The organism is Thiovibrio sp. JS02 (genome assembly GCF_053485635.1).
On record NZ_CM130715.1, the window covers coordinates 2,741,173 to 2,762,166 of the forward strand.

The following is a 20,994-nucleotide window of genomic DNA, read 5'->3' on the forward strand; positions in this document are numbered from 1 at the left end:
CCCCAATTTTGTGAATAAATACGAATCACTAAACCCTTTATCCAAAAACCGGAAATCCTTTTTCTGATTCCCGGATCATAATTAAGCGTAAAGATATTCACCCTTTACTCGTGCCATCTGATTTTGTCAAGTTTGTTACCATTGTGGTACCTCCGGGGCGGAAACCGGAAACCAAAACCGCCGCAAGAGCGCGGCCATCGCCCAGCCCCGGCGAAGCCAAACCGCCGTCCCTTTCCCTGCCTGAAAATCAGCGCAGGGGCAAACACCGCCACCAGGTTTTCCGGTTCCGGCCCCGACATATTTTCGCGTGAAAAACAGGGTCTGAAATTCTCTAAAAAAGGCCATTTTCCGGCACTCCCCGGACATGAACCGCCATTCACAAATTCCCTTGACAGAACATGGGAATACTGGTAGAGACCCAATATTATTACCAGTCTGAACGTGTTTACCGGAAGAGCAATACGCTCCTCAGAAAATACTGAGCGGATTAAATTACAGCGCAGAGACAGGCTTTCTCGCGCTTGTTTTTTTAGCTTTAAAATTAACCCCTATAACCTTATTCAGGAGGAAGCCATGAGCGATGATGTTAAAACAGCCCCGGATGGCATTACGCCGACCCGTACCCTTGACGCAAAAGGCCTGAGCTGCCCGATGCCCCTGCTGCGGACCAAGAAAGAAATGGACAAGATTGGTTCCGGCGAGATCCTCGAGATCCTCGGCACCGACCCGGGTTCCCGTAACGACCTGCCCGGCTGGTGCTCACGTTCCGGCCATGACTACCTGGGCGAGAAGGAAGATTCCGGCTTCATCCGCTTCTATATCAAGAAAAAGTAATCTTTACCTTAAAGACGCTGCGCGGCGTGAATGATTCCGCCGCGCTCTTACTTTTTTATCAGGAGGCAAAACATGGCTAAAAGTTTAGGTATCTTTGTAACCTCTCCCCAGAACATGCGGCACGTGATGGGAATCACCAAGGCTGCCAAGGCCAAGGGCTCCAAGGTAAAGGTTTTCTTCACCTGGTACGGTGTTCACCTGACCAAGTGCAAGGAATTCAAGGACCTTTGCGATCTTGCCGACGACGTATCCATCTGCGTGGACAGCTACAAGAAGTGCGGCTATGATCCGGCCGACATCCCCCCCGGGCTGGATGCAAAAAGGATGGCGACCCAGGCCCAGCACGGCGCGATCGTTGAAGAATACGAATGCTACATGACTTTATAAAAGGAGAGGATCATGTCTAAAAAATGCGGATTCTTGCTGGTTAACAGCGATTACACCTTGGACGGCATCCGCTCCGCTCTTGGGCTGGCCGTCGAAAATATGTATGCATACGCCTATATCATGAATAATGAGTTCGAGGACCTGAGCGATTACCACAAAGAAAACATCGACTGGGTACGCGACATGGAAGGCGAGGTTTACAGCACCGTGGACGCAAATGTTGAAAAACACGGGATGACCAAGATCACCCTTGAGGAGATCGGCAAGCAACTGCGCGACCTCGACATCATTGTCCCCTACGGCATTATGCGCTCCGACAAGAGCTGATCAACTTATCGAGAATCAACAACAAGGAGTGTTCCGATGAAACTCTTGAATGTATATCGTTCCGAGCCCAATGACGACACCAAGAAGCTGGTGGAAATCGTATCCGAAGGCCGCGAGGTTGAATCCTTCAACCTGAATGTCGCCGCGCCGGATTACGACAAGCTGGTTGACATGGTATTTGCCGCGGACCAGACCATCTGCTGGTGGTAAGCCGCCCGCTTTTCATCTGAAAAGCACCCAAAGCCTCTGCCGACCGGCGGGGGCTTTTTTATTTGCCCCGGCCGGCCAGACCGCGCGGCGAATACGCTTCGCGACGCAGACAGGGTAAGCAACGGCGACATATTTTTTTTGTGCTTTTCCAAAGGATGTCTTATAGTACAAAACAGTGAGCGCCCCTGCACCCACCGGTCAAAATTGGGCGCCATGGGCGAGGCCGCTCCGTCTTAGTATCGCAGTATTGATGACAAGGATTGCGACTCTATGGATAAACCAAGCTGCAAGGCCATCCTCTCGGCGGGGGTACTCTTCCTCTTCGGCCTGTTTCATGGCGGCTGCGCCACGAAGCCCGCCAAGGTCACCACGATAGTCCTTCCGCCGCCGCCTCCCCCTGTTGCCCAGCCTCCGCAAGAAGAAGTACCGGAAAACACCCCGCTCGAAGCGCCCCTGAAGTCCCCCAAGATCGTCATCAAAAAAACCAAGAAAAAGCTCTATCTCTACTCAGAGGAGAGACTCCTGCGCGCCTACCCCATCAAACTCGGCTACAATCCCGTCGATGACAAGGTCCGCCAGGGGGACCGCTGTACGCCGGAAGGGGAATATTACATCTGCATCAAAAATCCCCAGAGCAAATACCATCTCTCTCTCGGACTCAGCTATCCGAACGTGGAAGATGCCAAACGCGGCCTGGAAAACAAACTTATCAGCCAGCGGGAGTTTGACGCCATTGCCCAGCGGATTTCCAAAAAATCCATACCCCCGTGGAATACCCCGCTCGGCGGGGAGATCTTTATCCACGGCGGCGGCGAAACATGGGACTGGACCTATGGATGCGTGGCCCTGCACAACAAGGATATAGAAGAACTGTACAAGGTGATCGGGGTGGGCACCGAAGTGATCATTCAGAAATGATGGCCTCGGATTAAGGCGAGACGAATCCGGCCATCATGGCTGCCGGCTGAAAAGAAAGCAAGGAGCCCAAAGCCGTCGCCCGGGCGGGAAGCTGGCCGACGGCATTTTTTTTTGAGGAAATCAGCCGCGCGCCTCTTACTCACCGCCAACGGCCACCGGATTTTCATGAACCCAGACCCAGGTTCCAGGATCGGCCCGGGTTGCCTCCTGCCAGTTGGTTTTGTTCTTCGGGCTGGTCCAGTCAAAAAGCCAGAGCGCATCCTTGGGCGAGACGTTCACGCAGCCATGGGAATTGGGCAGGCCGAAAAAGTCATGCCAGTACGAGGTATGTATCCCAAACGACTTAAAAAAATACATATGCCAGGGAACGTCTTCAACGTGGTAACGGTCTGAATCATCCTCGCCGCCGCTCATCTTGGCATTGCGCACCTTCATCCAGAGACGAAACAACCCCTTTTCCGTGGGAAACCGTTCATCCCCCGAAGAAATCAGGGTGGCGAAGACCATCCTGTCCCCCTCGTAGGCAGACAGGGTCTGCTCGGTCAGGTTCACCTCAATCCAGCGCTCCGTCTCCCTTACCCCCTCAGGCCGTTTGCTCAGGCTCACCATGCCGAGGCGACGGTACTGGACCCAGGCCCCGGTGCCGATCCGGCACCATTTGACGTGATCGACCTCTTTAACCTCATGAACGATCACCAGAGCCCGTCGCGGGACAACGGCCGGATCCTCTTCCTCGGCGGGCGGCAGCCCCGGCGCATTGGAAACCCGGGTATGGAAAATCATCCAGGCAAATTTTTTATCAAACCCCTCCGGCACCATCACCCCCTGGAAACCGGAGGGCTCCCCGATGGTGAGATTGTCGCCGCGAACGAACTCGCCCTCATTGATCTTATACCAATCCCGACCGTTGACCCTTACCGGCTGAGGATCGCTCAGGCTCACCCAGGTAAAGCCCTTGCGCGTCATCCGCACCGGCCCCTCCCCCTTGTCTTCGTCATGGGGATTGCGATAGACGGGAACTGGCTCGACCTTGACCTGGGCATAGGTCATGGACAAAACATCGCCCCTCATGCCCTGGGAAGGGCAAACGAATTGCTTGACCGTAAATTCCCCTTCAGCTCCGGCCGCAAGCTCGTCCTGACAGCCTCCACTCCCGGCCGCCTGCCCGGAAAGAAGAAAGATGAGCACCATGATGAAAAAAAGCCTTTGCACGCCAGATATCCTTATTTCCGCAGAGCGCGGCCAAGACCGCTATGCCTTGATCTGCTCTTCCGCAAGCATCCGGTCCAGATAATTCAGGAGAAATTGCCGTTGCGCGGGCGTGGCATAGCTGATACAGGAGCAGTGCAGATTGCTCTGGCTCCTGACCAGAAACTCGGCAATCAGCTTATTGCGTCCCAGCTCAATCCCGAAAAAAAACGGCCCGCACTCCTCATGCCCCTGCTGGGCCTCGGCGAGAAGATCCGCCGGAACCGCGAGCCAGAACATCCCTTCCATGAGCCCCGGCTTCAGGGTTCTTTTCAGATAGGACTCCAAATTGTCCTGTTCTTCCTTGTTCAACTCATCAACAACAAACTGACGCATGACAAACCTCGACTCGGCAATGGCAGCATTTGGTGAAATCGCGACCGGCCACGACCACAACGGTTATTGCCCTGTAACTCTTTGCTTTTCCGACCATATCCTGTCTGTTCCAAAGACGCTTACGGGACTGGCAGAGCTTCAGGAGCATTTGCTTGAAAAGAGGAATTATACACACTCAGGCCCCCGGGTGGCGAGCACTTTATCCTCATGATTTTGCGCGCCATTCGCTTTTCCCGTTTGACAGAAGCAGGCCCGGACAGTATCCTTCAGCGGTGATTTCCTTTGAGACCATACCGGACAAGGAGCAACGGATGAGCGGCGATTGCATTTTCTGCAAAATCATCAGGGGAGAAATCCCGGCAAAAAAACTTTATGAGGATGACGATCTTCTCGCCTTTTGGGACATCTCCCCGCAGGCCCCCAAGCACTTTCTGGTTATCCCCAAAAAGCATCTGAGCGGTCCGGAGGCGGTGGCCCCCCAGGATGAGGCACTGATCGGCAGGCTGCTGCGCAAAGGCGGCGAACTGGCCAAGGCCAACGGCGCCGCCCAGTACCGGCTGGTTCTCAACAACGGAGCAGAGGCCGGCCAGACCGTTTTCCACCTGCACATGCATGTCCTGGGCGGTCGCCCCATGGCCTGGCCACCCGGCTGAACAAAGGAAACCGCCAATTCACCAATCCATCAATTTTCATTCTTCATTGCGCAAAAGCCCATGCCCCCAGTCATTTCCCTCATAGGCAAACCCGATTCGGGCAAAACCACTCTGCTGGAAAAGCTCATCCCGGAACTGCGGCAACGCGGCCATCGCATCGGCACCATCAAGCACCATGTCCATGCCTTTGAGATGGACAAGCCGGGCAAGGACACCTGGCGACACAAGCAGGCCGGCGCAAACACGGTGGCCCTCTCCTCCCCCACCGGTCTCGGGATCATCCGCGATGTGCCCGGAGACCTGTCGGTGGAGGAGTTGATCGGCCGCTATTATCACGATGTGGATCTGGTGATCACCGAAGGCTATAAGCGCCTGGCGCTGCCAAAGATCGAGGTGTACCGGACAGCGCTCCACCCGGAACCACTGCCCCACCGGGACGAAACCTGGGTCGCCCTGGTGAGCGACGTCCCCCAGGAGGGGGCGTTGCCTTGCTTTGCCCTTGACGATATCGCCGGGCTTGCCGACTTTCTGGAAGAGCGCTTCATCAGGACGGCCCCAAGGCAACAGACCTCGCTCCTGGTCAACGGCCAACCCGTTTTTCTCAACCGCTTTGTCGAAAGTTTCCTGCGCAAGGCCGTCATCGGCATGACCCAATCCCTGAAAGGATGCGAAGAGCCTCAAGAAATCGTCATCACCATCCGCCAGGAACAAGGGGATGCTTAACGGGATTGCCGGCGTCATCCTGGCCGGCGGCAAGAGTTCCCGTTTCGGCAGCAACAAGGCTCTGGCGCAATACCGGGGAATGCCCATGGTCCAGCGCATTGCCGACAGCCTGGCCCCCCTCTTCCCCGAACATCTCCTGGTGACCAACACTCCGGAGCAGTATGCCTTTCTGGCCTGGCCCATGACCGGCGACCGCTTCCCGGATTGCGGTCCCCTGGCCGGCATCCATGCCGCCCTTTCCACGGTCAGCCAGCCGGCAATTTTTGTCTGCGGCTGCGACATGCCCCTGCTCGCCCCCAGGCTGGTCCGCTTCCTTTGCAGCCTGACCCCGGGCTGGGATGTGGTCCTGCCCCGCCTTGCCGATGGCCCGGAGCCCCTCTGCGCGGTCTACGGCAAAACCGCCCTGCCGGCCATTGCCGAAAATCTCGGCCAGGGCCGCCGCAAGATAGGCCTGCTCCTTGAGACGCTGCGGGTACGGGAGGTGCGGGAGGAAGAGATTCTGACGGTGGTGCCGGATCTCAGCACCTTTCACAACGTCAACCGCCAGCATGATCTTGCCGCCCTTGCCGAACAGAGAAGCAATCATGCCTGAGCCCTCCCTGAGCCAGGCACAGGCCCTGATTCTGCGGGCACTTTCGCCGCTGGCGGCGGAGGAGGCCTTGCTGCGGGAAGCAGTCGGTCGCATTGTCGCCCGGGCCGTTACGGCGCCCTCTGCCGTACCGGCCTTTGCCCGCTCCGCCATGGACGGCTACGTGGTGCGGAGCCGCGACCTCAACACGGACAGCAAGCCGATATCCCTCGATATCGTCGGCGAGATTGCCGCCGGCTCCACCAGCTTTCCGCGTCTTAGGCCAGGCTGCGCAATCCGGATCATGACCGGCGGCGCGGTGCCGCCCGGCGCCAATCAGGTGGTGCCATACGAGCTTTGCCGGCTTCACGGCGAACAGGTTCTCATCGACCGGGCCCCGAATCGCGGCGCCTTCCTCCGGCAAAAGGGCGCCGATCTTAGAAAAGGCCAGACCATCATCCGCCAGGGCCTTCCCGTTGCGCCCGAGCACCTGCCGCTACTGGCGGAAAGCGGAATCACCAGGCTGGCGGTGATCCGGCAGCCGACGATTGCCATCACCTGCACCGGCAGCGAACTGCTGCACCCGGGCAGCGCGCCGCGAACCGGGCAGATCGTCAGCGGCAACCGCTTTCTCCTGGACGGCCTTGTCCGGCAGAGCAAAGCCATCCCCCTGGATCTGGGGCTGGTGGCCGATGATCTTGCCGACATCGCCGGCAAACTCGAAGAGGCTCTGACCGGCCCAGCCGATATCATCCTCACCACCGGCGGCATGGGGCCCGGCAAATATGATCTCCTGCCCCGCGCCTTTGCCCGGCTCGGCATATCCCCCCTCTACCGCGAGCTGGCCGTCCGTCCGGGCCGCTCCACCATGTTCGGCACGGCCAGAGGCAAGGCGATCTTCGCCCTGCCCGGGCCGCCGCCCGCAGTGTTTCTCCTCTTCCACGAACTGGTGGCCCCCGCGATCCGCAAACTCCTCGGCGCCGCCCCCGCCATTTCCCGCTTGCGCAAAGGAATCCTGACGGAAACCATCCGTCTCAAAAAAAAGGGGCTTTTAAACCTCAAGGGCGCGGTCACCGGGAGCGACGGCCCCCGCCTCACCCTGCGCCCCAGCCGCAACCTGGAACCGGCCAACGCCATCATCCATATCCCGGCCCACCGCCGACAACTCGATGCGGGATCCACCGTTTTCTTCAGACCGCTTGCCTAGGAACATGGCGGCTTGCAACCGCCAGCCTCTTGATTTCTCCCGGGCAGCATGATACAAACCGCTAAAGAAATGTAAGGCCAACGCACCCATCGAAAAGAGGACCATCCATGCTTGAACTGCGCTTTATCCGGGAAAATCTCGCGCTGGTGAAAACCAAGCTCAAATTCCGCGGCATCACCGATGCCCGTCTTGACGAATTCGAAGCCATCGACCTTGCGCGCCGCACCATGCTCTCCGAGGTGGAATCCCTCCGCAACCGGAGAAAAACCCTTTCCCAGGAAATCGGCGCCCTGAAAAAAGAAGGAAAGGATGCGGAAGCGCGCATGGAAGAGGTGCGGCAGATGGGCGACCGCATCAAGGAGATCGAGACAGACCTTGTCTCCCGCGAAGAACGGCTCCAGGAAATCGTGATGACCATCCCCAACATCTGCGACGACTCGGTGCCGCAGGGCAAGGATGACAGCGACAACGTCGAAATCAAAAAGTGGGGAACGGTCCCGCAATTTTCCTTCCCGGCCAAGGCGCACCACGATCTGGGCGAGGCCGCGGGCTGCCTCGACTTCGAACGGGCCGCCAAGCTCGCCGGCGCCCGCTTCGCGGTGCTCAAGGGCTTTGCCTCGCGGCTGGAACGGGCGCTGATCAACTTCATGCTCGACCTGCACACCCAGAAACACGGCTACACCGAAATTCTGCCGCCGTTTCTGGTGAATTCGGCAACCATGACCGCCACCGGCCAGCTGCCGAAATTCGCCGAGGATCTCTTTGCCATCGCAAACTGGGATCTCTGGCTGATCCCCACCGCCGAGGTGCCGGTCACCAACCTGCACCGGAACGAAACCGTAAACGAAAGCGACCTGCCCATCAAGTATACGGCCTACACCCCTTGCTTCCGCTCGGAGGCGGGCTCCTACGGCAAGGACACCAGAGGGCTCATCCGCCAGCACCAGTTCGACAAGGTGGAGCTGGTGAAATTCACCACCCCGGAAACCTCGGCCGCCGAGCTGGAAAGCCTGCTTGCCGACGCCGAAGAGGTTCTCCAGCTTCTCAAGCTGCCCTACCGGGTGGTGCAACTCTGCAGCGGCGACCTTGGCTTTTCCGCCAACAAAACCTATGATATCGAGGTGTGGATGCCGGCCCAGAACAAATACCGGGAAATCTCGTCCTGCAGCAACTTCGGCGACTTCCAGGCCCGCCGCGGCGGCATCCGCTACCGCCCCAAGGGCCAGAAAAAAAGCGCCCTGGTCCATACCTTGAACGGCAGCGGTCTTGCCGTAGGACGCACCCTTGCCGCCATCTTTGAAAATTATCAGCAGGCAGACGGCAGCATCGCCGTCCCGGAGGCGCTGGCGCCGTATTTCGAGAAGAGATTTTAAGACAGTGCCGCCCGGGGAAGCGGGCGCCCGAAGAGCCCGGCGCCAAGCCCCTCGCCCGGAGTCCGTTGCGATTTACTCCAGCACACAGCGGTTTTTTCCGCCCTGTTTGGCCTGATACATGTTGTGATCCGCCCTTTCCAGCAGAGCTTCTTCGCTTTCCCCGGCCCGATATTGGGTCAAGCCGATGCTCACGGTTTTCCGCACCTTTTCCTCGGGCTTCGGAGAAAACACCTCGTCGGCAAAACGCGTTCTGATCCGCTCGGCCACCACGGCAGCGTTTTCGCCGCTGGTGTCCGGCAGGATGATGGTGAACTCCTCTCCGCCGTAGCGGCAAGGGACATCGTTGGTCCGCAACGAACCGGCAATCACCTTGCCCAGGCGGGCCAGCACCCGATCCCCGTCCGCATGGCCGTATGTATCGTTGTGGATCTTGAAGTTGTCGATATCCATGAGCAGAAGGGAAAGGGGATGGTGGTAGCGTTTGGCCCGAGCCACCTCAAGCCGGAGCTGCTTGTTGAAATAGCGCTTGTTGTAAAGGCGGGTCAGCTCATCGACGGTGCTGAGCTCCCGGTAGCGACGCTCGCTCTCCGCCAGGGCTCTTTCCGCCTTGACCCGTTCGGTGATATCGGTGATATGCTCGACAATGCCGATCAGATCGCCGGAAGGACCGACAAAGGGGGTGGAGATGATGTGGTAACAGGAAACCGAGCCGTCCTCGTTCTCCTTTTCGATTTCGCTCTCAATCCGCTTCTTGCCTTTCTTTATTTTCTGCAAAGGGCATTCGCTGGTATTGCAGAGACAGGAATGAAAAATCTCGTAACACTTGCGGCCTCGCGCCTCTTCCTTCGCCACCCCGGCCATCCTCAGGAAGGAGTCGTTGCAACGCAGGAGCTTGCAGTTCCTGTCGACAAGGAGAATGCCGCCGGCCACGGTCTTGAAGATCTGGTTGATTTCGATATAGGCCTGCTCCGCCTCCATGGCCAGCTGGTTTGCCCGGGCAAGCGCCTCTTCGAGCTGCAGGTTGTTCGCCTCCAGCTCCTCCTGAAACTTAGCCAGGGCCAGATCGTCCTCTTCCCGTTGCAACGAGTCGCGCACCTGCCGGCAGGCAACGGAAAGCCAGGTATCGAGAATGCTTTTCTCAACCGGCTTGACCATGAAATAATTGACCCCGGCATCAATTGCCGAGGCGATGTCTTCGGGCTGGTCCTTTCCGGAAATCATCAGGATGGTGAGATACTTGCCCCGCGCGCTGGCCCGCAATTTTCTGGAAAGCGCCAGACCGTCTTCCCCACCGGCCAGCATCCAGTCCATCAGGACAAGCTGGGGTTGTCCGGCCTCGAAGGCCTCCATGGCCTCGGCCACGGAACCGCAGGCCATGACCTTGTAGCCATGCCCCTCGACCAGCCGCTTCAGCAGGTCGCGCACCAGCGCTTCGTCTTCGACGATCAAGGCCGAAAAACCCGCTTTTTCAGGAGAACATTCCGTCAAGACAGCACCCCAAAAAAAATTAGCGGCAGAGCCACGCCTCGGCCGGATTCCCCGGCCGCCCAAACGAAGCGGAAACCCAGCGTTACGCAAAACACCCTGCTAATCCTTCTCCAGGGCAAGGGCAATCAGCCGGTCGAGCAGGGCGGGGAAATCCAGACCGTGCGCCTTGGCAGCCTGCGGCAGCAGGCTGGTCGGGGTCATGCCCGGGATGGTGTTGGTTTCAAGGACATAGATGCCATCCCCGGCGACAATCATGTCCGTCCGGCTGTAGCCCTTGAGCTGCAGTGCCCGGTGCGCGGTCAGGGCGATGCGCTGGGCCGCTGCTGTCACCTCGGCGGGCAGCTCGGCTGGACAAACCTCTTTCGAGGCACCCGGCTGATATTTGGCCTGGTAGTCGAAAAAGGCATAGCCCTCGCCGGGGATGATCTCGACAATGGGCAGGGCGGTCAGCTCTCTGTTGCCGATGACCCCGCCGGTGATCTCCCGGCCCCGCACATACTCTTCTACCATGACCTCACGGTCAAAAGTAAATGCTTTTTCAAGGCCGGTGGCAAGCTCCTTTTCGCTTCCGGCAACGCTCATCCCGAGGCTGGAACCCTGGCGGATGGGTTTCACCACCAGCGGCAGGGAAAGATCCGCCAGCAGGCGGGTGGGATTTTTCACATCGCCGGGCTGCGCCATCTCCCAGGCCGCCACCTTCAGGCCGGCATTGCGGTAAAGGATCTTGGCCAGGTTCTTGTCCATGGCGATGGCGCTGCCGAGAACCCCGGCCCCCTGATAGGGAATGCCGAGCAGGTCGAGAAACCCCTGCATGGTGCCGTCCTCGCCCATGGGTCCGTGCAGGAGAATAAAGGCCATGTCGATCCTGTCCGCATCGGCAACGATCTTCGCAAGATCCGTGGCGGGATCGTAGCGTTTCACTTCATACTTTTCCGGGGCAAGGGCCTTGGCCACCCCCACGGCGCCGGCCAGGGAAACCTCGCGTTCACCGGACTTTCCGCCGGCGATGAGCGCAATGCGCAGCTTCTTTTTCATAGCTTTTTTCCGATTATTTTCGTACTGAACGTAAGGAAGCATCCTGGAGTGGAGAGAAATCCTCCCCAGGCGGCAGAAAAACCTCCCTACTTATAATAGGTTCCCCGACGATTTTGTAGGGATTTTTACTGATTTCCCCAGAAACTCCCGACACGGAGCGAAAAGAGCAGTGAACGCGGCAACCTACCAGAAACTGCGGCAGATCGTCGGGATGGCCCATCTCACCACCGTGGCGGAGGAACTTGCCTGCTACGCCTACGACGGCAGCGGCCGGGAATTTCTCCCTGCCGCCGTGGCTTTTCCCGCCTCGGCGGCGGAGGTCAGCCGCATCATGGCTCTTGCCGCGGCAACCCCCTTTGCCGTTGTCCCGCGGGGCGCGGGCAGCGGCATGACCGGCGGCGCCCTGCCCGTGGCCGGCGGCCTGGTCCTGGCCATGAACCGCCTGAACCGGATCCTGGAAATCGACCAGGCAAACCAGATAGCCATCGTCGAACCAGGGGTCATCACCGGCGAATTCCGCTCGGAAGTGGCAAAACTGGGCCTTTACTACCCGCCGGACCCGGCCAGCCTGCACTTCTGCACCCTGGGCGGCAACGTCGCGGAGTGCGCCGGTGGCCCCAGCGCGGTCAAATACGGGGTTACCCGCGATTACGTCCTGGGCCTTGAAGCGGTGCTGCCGGACGGCAGGATCATCCACACCGGGGTAAAGACCGCCAAAGGCGTGGTGGGCTACGACCTGACCCGCCTGCTGGTCGGCTCCGAGGGCACCCTTGCCGTGATCACCAAGATCATCGTCAGGCTTCTGCCTGCGCCGGCCAAGCGCGCCACCTTCCTGGTGCTCTGCCGGGACATGGTGACGGCGACCCGCCTTGTCGCCGCGATCCTTGCCCGCCATACCCCCTGCACCCTGGAATACATGGACCAGACCGCCCTTGAAATCGTGGCCGGCAAGCTGCCCTTCCCCCTGCCGAGCCAAACGAAAGCGCTGCTCCTGCTTGAACTCGACGGCGACCCGGAAACCCTGCCCATAGCCGGCAGGCAGCTCACCGCCTTTCTTGAACACCAGGAGGGCATCATCGAAGTCCGTATGGCCGGGGGCAGCGAAGAGGCGGAACAACTCTGGGCGGCGCGCCGCGCCGTTTCACCTGCCGCGTTCAGCCTCAAGCCCCATAAAATCAGCGAAGACGTGGTGGTGCCCCGCACGCGGATCCCGGAACTGGTGACCTGCACCGAGCGACTTGCCAGGGAACATGACCTGATCATCTTCACCTTCGGCCATGCCGGCGACGGCAATATCCACGTCAACATCATGCTGGACAAAGACGACCCTGCCGAAGCGGCTGCCGCGGGAGAGGCCAAGAAGCGCCTCTTTGCCGAGGTGCTGCGCCTGGGCGGCACCCTCTCCGGCGAGCACGGGGTGGGGATCACCAAGGCTGATTTTCTGCCGCTCGAAATCGACCGGAACACCCTGCTCCTCATGCGGGAGATCAAAAAACTTTTCGACCCCGGAAACATCCTCAACCCGGGCAAGATCTTTCCCGCTGCTTCCGGGCCGGAAAAAAACATTTGACAAGCAAAGGCCCCATCGTCTATATAGACGGTTTACTGAAAATACCAATCGTTGCGCCATCTCACCTCTTTCCGGATCAGGCGCATGGTTAACTTGATATTGCAACCCGCATACTGGAGAAGTCATGATCGAAGTAGAAGTGAGAGGAGATATCGAACAGGCAATTCGGCTGCTCAAGAAAAAACTGCAGCTCGACGGCATGAAAAAAGAGCTCAAGCGTCGTGAGTACTACGAAAAGCCCAGCGCCAAACGCCGCCGCAAGCAGGCCGAGTCCAAACGCAAACTCCGCAAGCTCATGAGCCGCATGGAGCGGGACTAAGCCCCTTTTTTCCTCGCATGCCACACAGACGAGGGAAATCAGCCACCGACAACGCACGCTCCGCCAGGGATCAGCCATCCTCTCATTCGTCTGTTTCCGGCGGGGCGTTTTCGTTTTTTGATTCCGTTCTCGATCAGTTCCTCCACTATCTCACCGCGGAACGGCGGCTCGCCGCCAACACCATTGCCGCCTACCATGCGGACCTTGCCGCGTTTCTGAACTATCTGCGCGGCCGCCGGCTCGCCGATCCCGCCGAAATCACCACCAGGCATCTCCGCGACTACCTGGGCAAATGCCACGATCAGGGCATCTCCACTCGCAGCAATGCCCGCCGGGTCTCCTCTCTGCGCGCCTTCTGCAGGTTTCTTCTCGCCGAAAAAATCATCGCCGCGGACCCCGCCGCCTCCATCGACCTGCCCAAGCCCGGCCGGCCGCTGCCCAAGGTTCTCAGTGTTTCCGAGGTGGACCGCCTTCTCACCCCGCCCGCCGCGCACAAAGATCCCCTGGCTCTCCGGAACCAGGCCATGCTCCAGTTACTCTATGCGACAGGACTCAGGGTTTCCGAGCTGGTCAACCTGCCGGTGGCCGGGGTAAATATCCTGGGCGGCTATGTCCGCGTTTTCGGCAAGGGCGCAAAGGAACGGCTCGTCCCCTTTGGCGAGGCCGCGCGGGAATGGCTGAAGCTCTATACCAGGGAGGCGCGGCCCAGGATTCTCAAAAAGAAACAAAGCGATTTTCTCTTTGTCACCAGCCAGGGCACGGCCATGACCAGATTGCGTTTCTGGCAGATCATCCAACAAACGGCCCGTCAGACAGGGATCAGCAAAACCATCAGCCCCCATGTGCTCAGGCACTCCTTTGCCAGCCACCTGCTCGCCCACGGCGCCGACCTCCGTTCCGTGCAGATGATGCTCGGCCACGCCGACATCGCCACCACCCAGATCTACACCCACGTCGACACGGACCGCCTGAAGAGCGCCCACAAGAAGTTCCACCCGCGGGGATAGTCGTTTTTTCCCGTCGTTTTTTTCCGGACCTCTTGCCAACCATTTTTTTTTGCAGTACACCAGCTGGATGGACAGGATACTTTCAAAAATCCCGGCAGCAGGTCCTCCTCCTTTTGCCGCTTTGACCCAGGTGCCAGCATGAACCTTTTCGGCAGACTTCGGATCCCAGCCATCGTCACCCTTGCCGCGCTCCTCTCCTGGCCCCATTCCGGGCAGGCGGCAGACCTGATCCGCTCCTCCTGCAACGCCCTGGGGGAAAGCCTTCTCAACGCCCATTCGGTCTATCAGAACAACCACAGGGAAAGCCTCGCCTTTCTGCAGGAATACATCCAGCAGGGCAAGGAGGTTGTGCTGGCCAGACAGAAGCTGATCGACGCGCACCAGAACAATCTTGCCGCCATGCGCGCGCAGATGGAGGCCTTGAAAAAACTGACCGTGCAGGGAGGTTCCGAGCAGGAAGCCGTGGACCGCTACAACGGCATGGTCCAGGAGTTCAACCTGCTCAACGCGGAATTCGGCGAGGAGACCAGGCAATACGGCGCGTTGCTCGACGAGTACAACAGCCTGGTCGGCATGTACAACACCGTGGCGGGCAGCGACCCGGCAACGCAGGGCTGTGGCGATTATCTGCCCCGGCTGGCGGCAAGCCCTTTTGCCGCCAGCCATCCCCTTGACCGGGAAAGAGCCCTGCTTCTCTGCGCCGAAGAAAACCGGGCCATTGCCGAACTCAACCGCATCCGGGCCGCCATAGAGGCATCCTCCTGCGGCGAACTGATCAGCAGCCTCCCCGGCTTTCCCAGTCCCAGGCAAACCGAGCTGATCGCCCTGCCGGCGCCGTCCCCGCGGAAAACGGCCCCACCTCCCCCCTGACCTTTTCTAAAAAAAGTTCTCCCCTTCCCGGTGCCGCCGCGCTCGGCGGGTACGCCCTGAAAAAGACAGGACCCCGTCAGAAAGGGGGAGGGGAGGCAAAGCGCAGCGGCGCGTGATTTGTCGGATGCCGAAAGCCGAGGAAGCATGCGTGCAGAAGCATCCGCTCGCCATCGGTCCTGCTGCCGTACAGGCGATCCCCCACGATGGGGCAACCCAAGCCCAGGGGGTGCGCGCAATGGAGACGGAGCTGATGGGTGCGACCGGTCAGGGGCGTAAACTCGATGCGGGTGCGGCCACCTTCCTCCCCGAGCTTGCGCCAACGGCTTATTCCCATTTTGCCCCGCACCGGGTCGTGGACCTGACGGGGGCGATTCTCCGGATCGAGGCGGAAGGCCAGCTCGATGCTCCCTTCCGCCTCCGCCACGATGCCCTCCACCAGGGCCTGGTATTTCTTCTCGACCAGTCGCTCGGCAAACTGGCGGGAAAGCTCCCGGTGCGCCTCCGCGGTCAGGGCCAGGACCATGAGCCCGGAGGTGTCCATGTCGAGCCGGTGCACGGCCGGCTGGCCGGGGCAGTGGCGAAAGAGCGTCTTCACCCTCGCCTCGACGCAATCCTGCATTGCCGGGCCACGCCCCGGCACGGCCAGGAACCCGGCCCCCTTTTCCACCACCACCAGAGCCTCGTCCGCATGGAGGAGACTGAACGGGGCCGAAAAAGCTACCATGCCTTGCCCTCCCCAGCCAGGCCGCAGAGAAGAAAACCAAGGATGGGCGCGCACTTTTCCTTGCAGGCCGGATAGAACCGGCCGTGCTGCCTGGTGGCGGAACGGTTCTCTTTTCCCCAGAAGAATTCGGCGATCCCCAGGGGAGTCAGATTGTTTTTCGCCGCATGGTTCAACAATTTTGGTGCGCAGCAGTCGCCGGCGCCGGTGGGAATGCCGCCCGGACCAATGAATGCCTCGGCCAGGGAACGCACCTCGCCCGCGAAATTGTGCAACCGGTACAAGCCGTGGATCTCCCGCATCAGCCGTTGGGAAAGCTGCTTCCGTTCCCTGCGCAATTTGCCGGTGGCCGGAGAATCGGGCGCCCGCCGCGCTATTTCCGCGCCCATCTCCTTCAGCCGCCGTTCCACCTCGCAGGTCAGCGCCTTGAACTCCGCCACCGCAAAAAGCGGCGGCACAAAGCCTTCCACCTCCCACTCGCCGTTGTACTGGCAGGAAAAAGCGCGCAGCACCCGGAGCGTTCCGGCCAGATCACGGCAGACCATGACCCCGAACATCTGCCCGCGGGCCTCGCCAAAGAGATAATCGACCCCAAAGCGCGGGTCGGCCTCCGCGGCCGGGGCCAGAAAATCGATGCGTTTTTTTTCGGCCAGCGTCCGCATGAGGGAAAGCGCCTGTTCATAGGCAGGGCCGGCGGCATAGAAATGCTCCCTGCCACAGGCAGGGCAATAGCCGCTCCCGCCGAGGCCCCACGCGGAAGGCTGGCAGGATACCGCCTGCCAGCTGGTCTCCCCCCCTGTTTTCTTGCCCGTATGCATGCCGAGTTCCTTCCTCACGAGGTTTTCTCCACCCTCTCCGGCAGGAAAGGGGCGCCTTGCCGGCGGCCAACCGGACAGGACTAGGGAAACCTACCCTTATTTTGCGGAAAATTCCAGCCCGGAGCAGCGGGGCTGCCCTCACCTTTCATTGTCAGCCAGGGGACGATGGTCTATAATCTTTTTTATTACAAACCGTTATTTGTTGCCGGAGACCCATGGAAGTCATCACCTCCCACCTCAACGCCGACTTCGACAGCCTGGCCGCCATGGTCGCTGCCCAGAAGCTTTATCCCAAGGCGGCCCTGGTCTTTTCCGGCTCCCAGGAACGGAACCTGCGCGACTTTTTCGTCGAATCCGTGCAATATCTCTATAACTTCCAGCGGCTGAAAAACATCGACCTGGAAAAGATCACCCGCCTCATCGTGGTCGATACCCGCCAGGCCTCGCGGATCGGCCTCTTTGCCCAATGCCTGAACAACCCCGGCCTTGAGATCCATCTCTACGACCATCATCCCGACACCCCGGAGGATCTCAAGGGAACGCTGGAGGTTGTCAAACCCTTCGGCTCCACCACCACCATCTTCTGCCAGCTCCTGCGGGAAAAAGGGATTCCCGTCGGCAAGGATGAAGCCACCCTCATGGCCATGGCCATTTACGAAGACACCGGCTCTTTTGCCTTTGACACCACCACCCCGGAGGATCTGGAAGCCGCCGCCTGGCTTTTGAACCAGGGCGCCAACCTCAGCACCGTCTCCCAGTTCATCGCCCAGGAACTGAGCAGCCAGGAGGTGAACCTGCTGCATGAGCTGATCCGTTCGGCAACCACCTACAGCATGCGGGGCATCGACATCGTGGTGGCCAAGCTCGACCTGCCCCGGTATGTTGACGAACTGGCCCTGGTGGTCCGGCGTTTCATGGTGATGGAAAATCTCGACACCCTCTTCACCCTGGCCCGCATGGGAGAACGCACCTACCTCATCGCCCGGAGCAGGATTCCGGAGGTCAATGTCGGCACCATCGCGAGAGATTTCGGCGGCGGCGGCCATGCCTCGGCCGCCTCGGCCACGGTCAGGGAGATGACCCTGATCGAAGCGGAAGAAAGACTCATCCACCTTCTCCACAAGCATGTCCACCCGGAACGCATTGCCCGGGAGCTGATGTCCGCGCCGGTGATCGCCGGCACCCAGGCCATTACCATCAACGAAGCGGACGACCTGCTCAACCGGTACAACATCACGGTCCTGCCCATTCTCAACGAGAAAAGGGAAGCCGTCGGCCTCATTTCCCGTCTGGTGGCCGGTAAATCCATCCATCTGGGCCTGGGGGAATCGCCGGTGAGCGATTTCATGACCACCGATTTCGCCACCCTGCCGCCCACCGCCACCCTGGCCGACATCCAGGAACTGATCATCGAACACCGTCAGCGCTTCATCCCGGTGGTGGAGGAGGGAGCGGTGGTCGGCGTGATCACCCGCACCGACCTCCTCAATCTGTTGATCAACGACCCGACCCACATGCCGCGCCGCCTGCTGGACGATGCCGAGCAGCCCTCCACCGGGCGCCACCGCAACCTGGGCAGCCTGATGATCGAGGTTTTGCAGCGCGATCTCGTCCAGCTTTTGCAGAAAATCGGCGAAGTGGCAGAGCAGTCCGGTTGCCGCGCCTATGCGGTGGGCGGCTTTGTCCGCGACCTCATGCTGCATGTAAAAAACCTGGATCTCGACGTCGTCATCGAAGGCGACGGCATCGCCTATGCGAAACGGCTGGCCAAGGAACTGGGCGGCCAGGTGCGGACCCACGAAAAGTTCGGCACCGCCATGGTCAAGCTGGCCAACGGCCTTAAAATCGACATCGCCACCGCCCGCCTGGAGTACTACGAATATCCGGCCGCCATGCCGACGGTGGAACTTTCCTCCATCAAGCTCGATCTCTACCGCCGCGATTTCACCATCAACGCCATGGCCATCCACCTCAACCCCGACTCCTTCGGCACCCTGGTGGATTTTTTCAACTGCCAGAACGACCTCAAGGACCGGCAGATCCGCATCCTGCACAACCTGAGCTTTGTCGAGGACCCGACCCGGATCTTCCGGGCCATCCGCTTTGAACAGCGCATGGGCTTTAAAATCGGCAAGCACACGGAAAAACTGATCAAGAATGCGGTGCGGATGGACCTGTTCGACCGTTTCTTCGGCCACCGCTTCTTCAACGAACTAAAGATCATCCTTTCCGAGGAGAATCCCCTGCCGGCCCTGACGCGCATGGCGGAATTCGGCCTGTTCCGATTCATGCACGCCAACCTGAAACTCGATCCGCGCCTGCAGGGCATCCTGACGGAAACCGGCCGGGTGGTTTCCTGGTACAAGCTCCTTTACCTCGACGAACCCTTCCGGCAATGGCTCGTCTATATCCTGGCCCTGACCAGCGGCCTGCCGGGAAAAGAGGTGGCCGCCTTCTGCGAACGCTTTGAGGTCCCGGAGCGTTACAAACAGTTCCTCTGCAAGGAAAAGGCCGAGGTGAATCGCGTTGCCGCCGCCATGAAGCGCAACCTGCCGCAAAGCGTGAGCGGCAGCTACCATCTGCTCAACGCCCTTTCCGTGGAAGGGCTTCTCGCCCTCATGGGGCTGGTGAAAAAAAAGGCCTGCAAGAAGACCATCTCCCTTTATGTCACGGACTGGCGTCACCTGAAGCCGGAAACCGACGGCAATGACCTGAAAAAAATGGGGTATCGGCCCGGCCCTCTTTATGGTACCATCATGCGCCATCTGCTCGACTCCCGCCTGGACGGGCTGGTAAAGGGCAAGACCGAGGAAGCGGCCTTCATCGCCAAACACTACCCGCTCGAAGAGTACGCAAATCTGCCATGACCGTCCATAAGCTCGTTCAGGAGCTTGCCATCCTGACGCCGCCCTTCCTCCTCGCCCTCACGGTGCATGAGTTCGCCCACGGCCTGGCAGCCTACAGGCTCGGGGATCCGACCGCCCAGCGCCTGGGCCGGCTTACCCTCAATCCCCTCAGACATCTTGATCTCTGGGGGGTAATCGCCTTCATCATCATGAAGATCGGCTGGGCCAAGCCGGTGCCGGTGGATGCCCGTTATTTCAAAAATCCGCGCCGGGATCTGGTCTGGGTCTCCCTGGCCGGGGTTTCCGCCAATCTGCTTCTGGCCGTGGCCAGCGGGCTTCTTGTCCGCCTGCTCATCCCCCTGGCCAATTTCATCCCCATGGCGGTCTACTGGCCCCTTATCCAGATGATCGCCGCCAGCGTCTGGATCAACGTGATGCTCGCCGTTTTCAACCTCATCCCCATCCCGCCCCTGGACGGAAGCCGGGTGCTGCTGAATCTCTTGCCCCTCGACCTTGCCCGCGCCTATGCCAGGCTGGAGCCTTTCGGCTTTCTCATTCTGCTGGCGCTCTTCTATTCCGGCGTCATCTCCAGGATCATGCTGCCCCTCATCACCTTTGCCCAGGGCCTGATCCTCGGTTGAGGCTGCCCAAGCCATCATGCCCGCGCTCTTCCCCCTTTATCCCGGCCTCTTTATCCAGCGGGGCTCCATCGCCTCGGGGCGCAATACATTCTCCCCTTTTCTTTTCTCTCCTTTGCGCAACTTCCCACGATTCCGCGAAAACCATTTTTGCCAGCTCCCTTCCGGGCTGCGCTTTTTTTTGTTTTATCGCTTGCCGGCCATAAAAACTTCTTGAAATACAGGCCTCTTTTTGATAGCAATAATTATTAAAATCAATCATCAACCCCTCTTTGCTCAGGAGAACACATGGCCCTCATCACCTGGAAAAACGACTACAGCGTCAATGTCAAGGAAATCGACGAGCAGCACAAGCAGCTCATCAACATGATCAACGAACTCCATGACGCCATGCTGGCCAAAAAGGGAAAGGACGCCCTGATGTCGGTCCTGACCAAGCTGGCCAACTACTGCGTCTCCCATTTCGCCCTGGAGGAGAAACTGATGAGCAGCCATGGCTATCCGGAGTTTGCGGCCCACAAGGATGTCCACAACAAGATGACCGACAAGGTCAAATCCCTCATGGCGGACGTCCAGGCCGGCAAGACCACCATTTCCATCGAGGTGATGAACTTTCTAAAAAACTGGCTCGACAAGCATATCATGGGCACGGACAAAAAATACGGCCCCTTCCTGAACAGCAAGGGTGTGCTGTAGCGGCGCCTCTCAAAAAAGCCCTGCGCCCTGCCCGGTCAACAGCCGCCGGGCAGGGCTCTCCCCCCGCTCTCTCCATCTCCTCCCGCCATCCCCGCCCTGGTCGGCCGAAAAATGGCTGCGCCGCCGTGGCCTCTTCGCATTTCCATTTCCAGGCCGCCCCTGGCTGTGCTAGTGTTTTATACGATACTCTGCCGAAAAAGGG

Annotated in this window: 24 protein-coding genes; 17 read left to right on the forward strand and 7 right to left on the reverse strand. The window is 59.6% G+C overall.

The window, feature by feature from the left end; translation table 11 throughout:
• Nucleotides 1-573 precede the first annotated feature (573 nt).
• The 5 genes from ACUUL3_RS12580 to ACUUL3_RS12600 all read left to right on the forward strand — a co-directional run bounded on the left by ACUUL3_RS12580 (nt 574) and on the right by ACUUL3_RS12600 (nt 2,676).
• Nucleotides 574-834, forward strand: coding sequence for a sulfurtransferase TusA family protein (locus tag ACUUL3_RS12580; RefSeq protein WP_448551874.1), 261 nt, complete (start codon nt 574-576; stop codon nt 832-834).
• A gap of 72 nt (nt 835-906) precedes the next feature.
• The gene (locus tag ACUUL3_RS12585) at nt 907-1,221 is read left to right on the forward strand and encodes a peroxiredoxin (RefSeq protein ID WP_448551876.1); all 315 of its coding nucleotides are present in this window, start codon (nt 907-909) and stop codon (nt 1,219-1,221) included.
• 12 nt (nt 1,222-1,233) lie between these two features.
• A complete protein-coding gene (locus ACUUL3_RS12590; RefSeq protein ID WP_448551878.1) occupies nt 1,234-1,548 on the forward strand; it encodes a hypothetical protein in 315 nt (104 codons plus the stop codon).
• A 36-nt stretch (nt 1,549-1,584) separates the two neighbouring features.
• On the forward strand, nt 1,585-1,758 hold the full coding sequence (locus ACUUL3_RS12595; protein ID WP_448551880.1) for a hypothetical protein: 174 nt from the start codon (nt 1,585-1,587) through the stop codon (nt 1,756-1,758).
• A gap of 270 nt (nt 1,759-2,028) precedes the next feature.
• Nucleotides 2,029-2,676 (forward strand): L,D-transpeptidase family protein, encoded by a 648-nt coding sequence (locus ACUUL3_RS12600; RefSeq protein ID WP_448551881.1) that lies wholly within the window; start codon nt 2,029-2,031, stop codon nt 2,674-2,676.
• Nucleotides 2,677-2,811: 135 nt separating this feature from the next.
• Here the strand turns inward: ACUUL3_RS12600 and ACUUL3_RS12605 are convergent, their stop codons facing one another.
• Together ACUUL3_RS12605 and ACUUL3_RS12610 are read right to left on the reverse strand one after the other, a co-directional pair.
• Nucleotides 2,812-3,888 (reverse strand): L,D-transpeptidase, encoded by a 1,077-nt coding sequence (locus tag ACUUL3_RS12605; protein ID WP_448551883.1) that lies wholly within the window; start codon nt 3,886-3,888, stop codon nt 2,812-2,814.
• A 39-nt stretch (nt 3,889-3,927) separates the two neighbouring features.
• Nucleotides 3,928-4,260 carry a hypothetical protein gene (locus tag ACUUL3_RS12610; protein WP_448551885.1) on the reverse strand — a complete coding sequence of 111 codons (333 nt, stop codon included), beginning with the start codon at nt 4,258-4,260 and terminating at the stop codon, nt 3,928-3,930.
• A 311-nt stretch (nt 4,261-4,571) separates the two neighbouring features.
• Here ACUUL3_RS12610 and ACUUL3_RS12615 point away from each other — a divergent pair, with 311 nt between their 5' ends.
• From ACUUL3_RS12615 to serS, 5 genes are all read left to right on the forward strand, one after another.
• Nucleotides 4,572-4,913, forward strand: coding sequence for a histidine triad nucleotide-binding protein (locus ACUUL3_RS12615; protein WP_448551887.1), 342 nt, complete (start codon nt 4,572-4,574; stop codon nt 4,911-4,913).
• A 60-nt stretch (nt 4,914-4,973) separates the two neighbouring features.
• Nucleotides 4,974-5,636, forward strand: a complete 663-nt coding sequence (mobB, locus tag ACUUL3_RS12620; RefSeq protein ID WP_448551889.1) for a molybdopterin-guanine dinucleotide biosynthesis protein B — start codon at nt 4,974-4,976, stop codon at nt 5,634-5,636.
• Nucleotides 5,629-6,228, forward strand: a complete 600-nt coding sequence (gene mobA, locus ACUUL3_RS12625) for a molybdenum cofactor guanylyltransferase (protein WP_448551890.1) — start codon at nt 5,629-5,631, stop codon at nt 6,226-6,228. Before mobB ends, mobA begins: the two co-directional genes overlap by 8 nt.
• A complete protein-coding gene (locus tag ACUUL3_RS12630) occupies nt 6,221-7,411 on the forward strand; it encodes a molybdopterin molybdotransferase MoeA (protein WP_448551892.1) in 1,191 nt (396 codons plus the stop codon). The genes mobA and ACUUL3_RS12630 overlap by 8 nt, the downstream gene beginning before the upstream one ends.
• Before the next feature lie 107 nt (nt 7,412-7,518).
• Nucleotides 7,519-8,784 (forward strand): serine--tRNA ligase, encoded by a 1,266-nt coding sequence (gene serS / locus ACUUL3_RS12635; protein ID WP_448551894.1) that lies wholly within the window; start codon nt 7,519-7,521, stop codon nt 8,782-8,784.
• Between the two features lie 72 nt (nt 8,785-8,856).
• On the opposite strand, the gene ACUUL3_RS12640 is transcribed toward serS, so the two are convergent.
• Nucleotides 8,857-10,272, reverse strand: coding sequence for a diguanylate cyclase (locus ACUUL3_RS12640; protein WP_448551895.1), 1,416 nt, complete (start codon nt 10,270-10,272; stop codon nt 8,857-8,859).
• A 99-nt stretch (nt 10,273-10,371) separates the two neighbouring features.
• Entirely contained in the window at nt 10,372-11,307 is a 936-nt protein-coding gene (locus ACUUL3_RS12645) for a D-alanine--D-alanine ligase family protein (protein ID WP_448551897.1), read from the reverse strand.
• 169 nt (nt 11,308-11,476) lie between these two features.
• On the opposite strand from ACUUL3_RS12645, the gene ACUUL3_RS12650 reads away from it, so the two are divergent.
• From ACUUL3_RS12650 to ACUUL3_RS12665, 4 genes are all read left to right on the forward strand, one after another.
• On the forward strand, nt 11,477-12,877 hold the full coding sequence (locus ACUUL3_RS12650) for an FAD-binding oxidoreductase (protein WP_448551899.1): 1,401 nt from the start codon (nt 11,477-11,479) through the stop codon (nt 12,875-12,877).
• Between the two features lie 127 nt (nt 12,878-13,004).
• Nucleotides 13,005-13,196 (forward strand): 30S ribosomal protein S21, encoded by a 192-nt coding sequence (gene rpsU / locus ACUUL3_RS12655; RefSeq protein WP_448556486.1) that lies wholly within the window; start codon nt 13,005-13,007, stop codon nt 13,194-13,196.
• Nucleotides 13,197-13,213: 17 nt separating this feature from the next.
• Nucleotides 13,214-14,203: a site-specific tyrosine recombinase XerD gene (gene xerD / locus ACUUL3_RS12660; RefSeq protein WP_448551901.1), complete on the forward strand. Its 990-nt coding sequence runs from the start codon at nt 13,214-13,216 to the stop codon at nt 14,201-14,203.
• Between the two features lie 138 nt (nt 14,204-14,341).
• Nucleotides 14,342-15,073, forward strand: a complete 732-nt coding sequence (locus tag ACUUL3_RS12665) for a hypothetical protein (RefSeq protein ID WP_448551903.1) — start codon at nt 14,342-14,344, stop codon at nt 15,071-15,073.
• Nucleotides 15,074-15,149: 76 nt separating this feature from the next.
• Here the strand turns inward: ACUUL3_RS12665 and ACUUL3_RS12670 are convergent, their stop codons facing one another.
• Together ACUUL3_RS12670 and ACUUL3_RS12675 are read right to left on the reverse strand one after the other, a co-directional pair.
• Nucleotides 15,150-15,797 (reverse strand): RluA family pseudouridine synthase, encoded by a 648-nt coding sequence (locus ACUUL3_RS12670; RefSeq protein WP_448551904.1) that lies wholly within the window; start codon nt 15,795-15,797, stop codon nt 15,150-15,152.
• Nucleotides 15,791-16,612, reverse strand: coding sequence for a hypothetical protein (locus tag ACUUL3_RS12675; protein ID WP_448551906.1), 822 nt, complete (start codon nt 16,610-16,612; stop codon nt 15,791-15,793). The genes ACUUL3_RS12670 and ACUUL3_RS12675 overlap by 7 nt, the downstream gene beginning before the upstream one ends.
• A gap of 215 nt (nt 16,613-16,827) precedes the next feature.
• Here ACUUL3_RS12675 and ACUUL3_RS12680 point away from each other — a divergent pair, with 215 nt between their 5' ends.
• On the forward strand, nt 16,828-19,479 hold the full coding sequence (locus ACUUL3_RS12680; protein ID WP_448551908.1) for a CBS domain-containing protein: 2,652 nt from the start codon (nt 16,828-16,830) through the stop codon (nt 19,477-19,479).
• A complete protein-coding gene (locus ACUUL3_RS12685; protein WP_448551910.1) occupies nt 19,476-20,099 on the forward strand; it encodes a site-2 protease family protein in 624 nt (207 codons plus the stop codon). The genes ACUUL3_RS12680 and ACUUL3_RS12685 overlap by 4 nt, the downstream gene beginning before the upstream one ends.
• Here ACUUL3_RS12685 and ACUUL3_RS12690 read toward each other — a convergent pair.
• Complete coding sequence (locus ACUUL3_RS12690; protein WP_448551912.1) at nt 20,068-20,358, reverse strand: hypothetical protein; 291 nt, start codon at nt 20,356-20,358, stop codon at nt 20,068-20,070. The two genes, ACUUL3_RS12685 and ACUUL3_RS12690, sit on opposite strands and share 32 nt — an antisense overlap.
• Nucleotides 20,359-20,384: 26 nt before the next feature.
• Here ACUUL3_RS12690 and ACUUL3_RS12695 point away from each other — a divergent pair, with 26 nt between their 5' ends.
• Entirely contained in the window at nt 20,385-20,792 is a 408-nt protein-coding gene (locus ACUUL3_RS12695) for a bacteriohemerythrin (RefSeq protein ID WP_448551914.1), read from the forward strand.
• Nucleotides 20,793-20,994 lie beyond the last annotated feature (202 nt).

Coding starts and splice junctions, on each gene's coding strand:
- ACUUL3_RS12585 (WP_448551876.1), top strand. CDS start 907: ATGGCTAAAAGTTTAGGTATCTTTGTAACCTCTCCCCAGAACATGCGG.
- ACUUL3_RS12670 (WP_448551904.1), bottom strand. CDS start 15,797: ATGGTAGCTTTTTCGGCCCCGTTCAGTCTCCTCCATGCGGACGAGGCT.
- mobB (WP_448551889.1), top strand. CDS start 4,974: ATGCCCCCAGTCATTTCCCTCATAGGCAAACCCGATTCGGGCAAAACC.
- ACUUL3_RS12595 (WP_448551880.1), top strand. CDS start 1,585: ATGAAACTCTTGAATGTATATCGTTCCGAGCCCAATGACGACACCAAG.
- ACUUL3_RS12615 (WP_448551887.1), top strand. CDS start 4,572: ATGAGCGGCGATTGCATTTTCTGCAAAATCATCAGGGGAGAAATCCCG.
- ACUUL3_RS12645 (WP_448551897.1), bottom strand. CDS start 11,307: ATGAAAAAGAAGCTGCGCATTGCGCTCATCGCCGGCGGAAAGTCCGGT.
- xerD (WP_448551901.1), top strand. CDS start 13,214: ATGCCACACAGACGAGGGAAATCAGCCACCGACAACGCACGCTCCGCC.
- ACUUL3_RS12685 (WP_448551910.1), top strand. CDS start 19,476: ATGACCGTCCATAAGCTCGTTCAGGAGCTTGCCATCCTGACGCCGCCC.
- ACUUL3_RS12630 (WP_448551892.1), top strand. CDS start 6,221: ATGCCTGAGCCCTCCCTGAGCCAGGCACAGGCCCTGATTCTGCGGGCA.
- ACUUL3_RS12600 (WP_448551881.1), top strand. CDS start 2,029: ATGGATAAACCAAGCTGCAAGGCCATCCTCTCGGCGGGGGTACTCTTC.
- ACUUL3_RS12690 (WP_448551912.1), bottom strand. CDS start 20,358: ATGATTGATTTTAATAATTATTGCTATCAAAAAGAGGCCTGTATTTCA.
- serS (WP_448551894.1), top strand. CDS start 7,519: ATGCTTGAACTGCGCTTTATCCGGGAAAATCTCGCGCTGGTGAAAACC.
- mobA (WP_448551890.1), top strand. CDS start 5,629: ATGCTTAACGGGATTGCCGGCGTCATCCTGGCCGGCGGCAAGAGTTCC.
- ACUUL3_RS12695 (WP_448551914.1), top strand. CDS start 20,385: ATGGCCCTCATCACCTGGAAAAACGACTACAGCGTCAATGTCAAGGAA.
- ACUUL3_RS12675 (WP_448551906.1), bottom strand. CDS start 16,612: ATGCATACGGGCAAGAAAACAGGGGGGGAGACCAGCTGGCAGGCGGTA.
- ACUUL3_RS12610 (WP_448551885.1), bottom strand. CDS start 4,260: ATGCGTCAGTTTGTTGTTGATGAGTTGAACAAGGAAGAACAGGACAAT.
- ACUUL3_RS12665 (WP_448551903.1), top strand. CDS start 14,342: ATGAACCTTTTCGGCAGACTTCGGATCCCAGCCATCGTCACCCTTGCC.
- ACUUL3_RS12590 (WP_448551878.1), top strand. CDS start 1,234: ATGTCTAAAAAATGCGGATTCTTGCTGGTTAACAGCGATTACACCTTG.
- ACUUL3_RS12680 (WP_448551908.1), top strand. CDS start 16,828: ATGGAAGTCATCACCTCCCACCTCAACGCCGACTTCGACAGCCTGGCC.
- ACUUL3_RS12580 (WP_448551874.1), top strand. CDS start 574: ATGAGCGATGATGTTAAAACAGCCCCGGATGGCATTACGCCGACCCGT.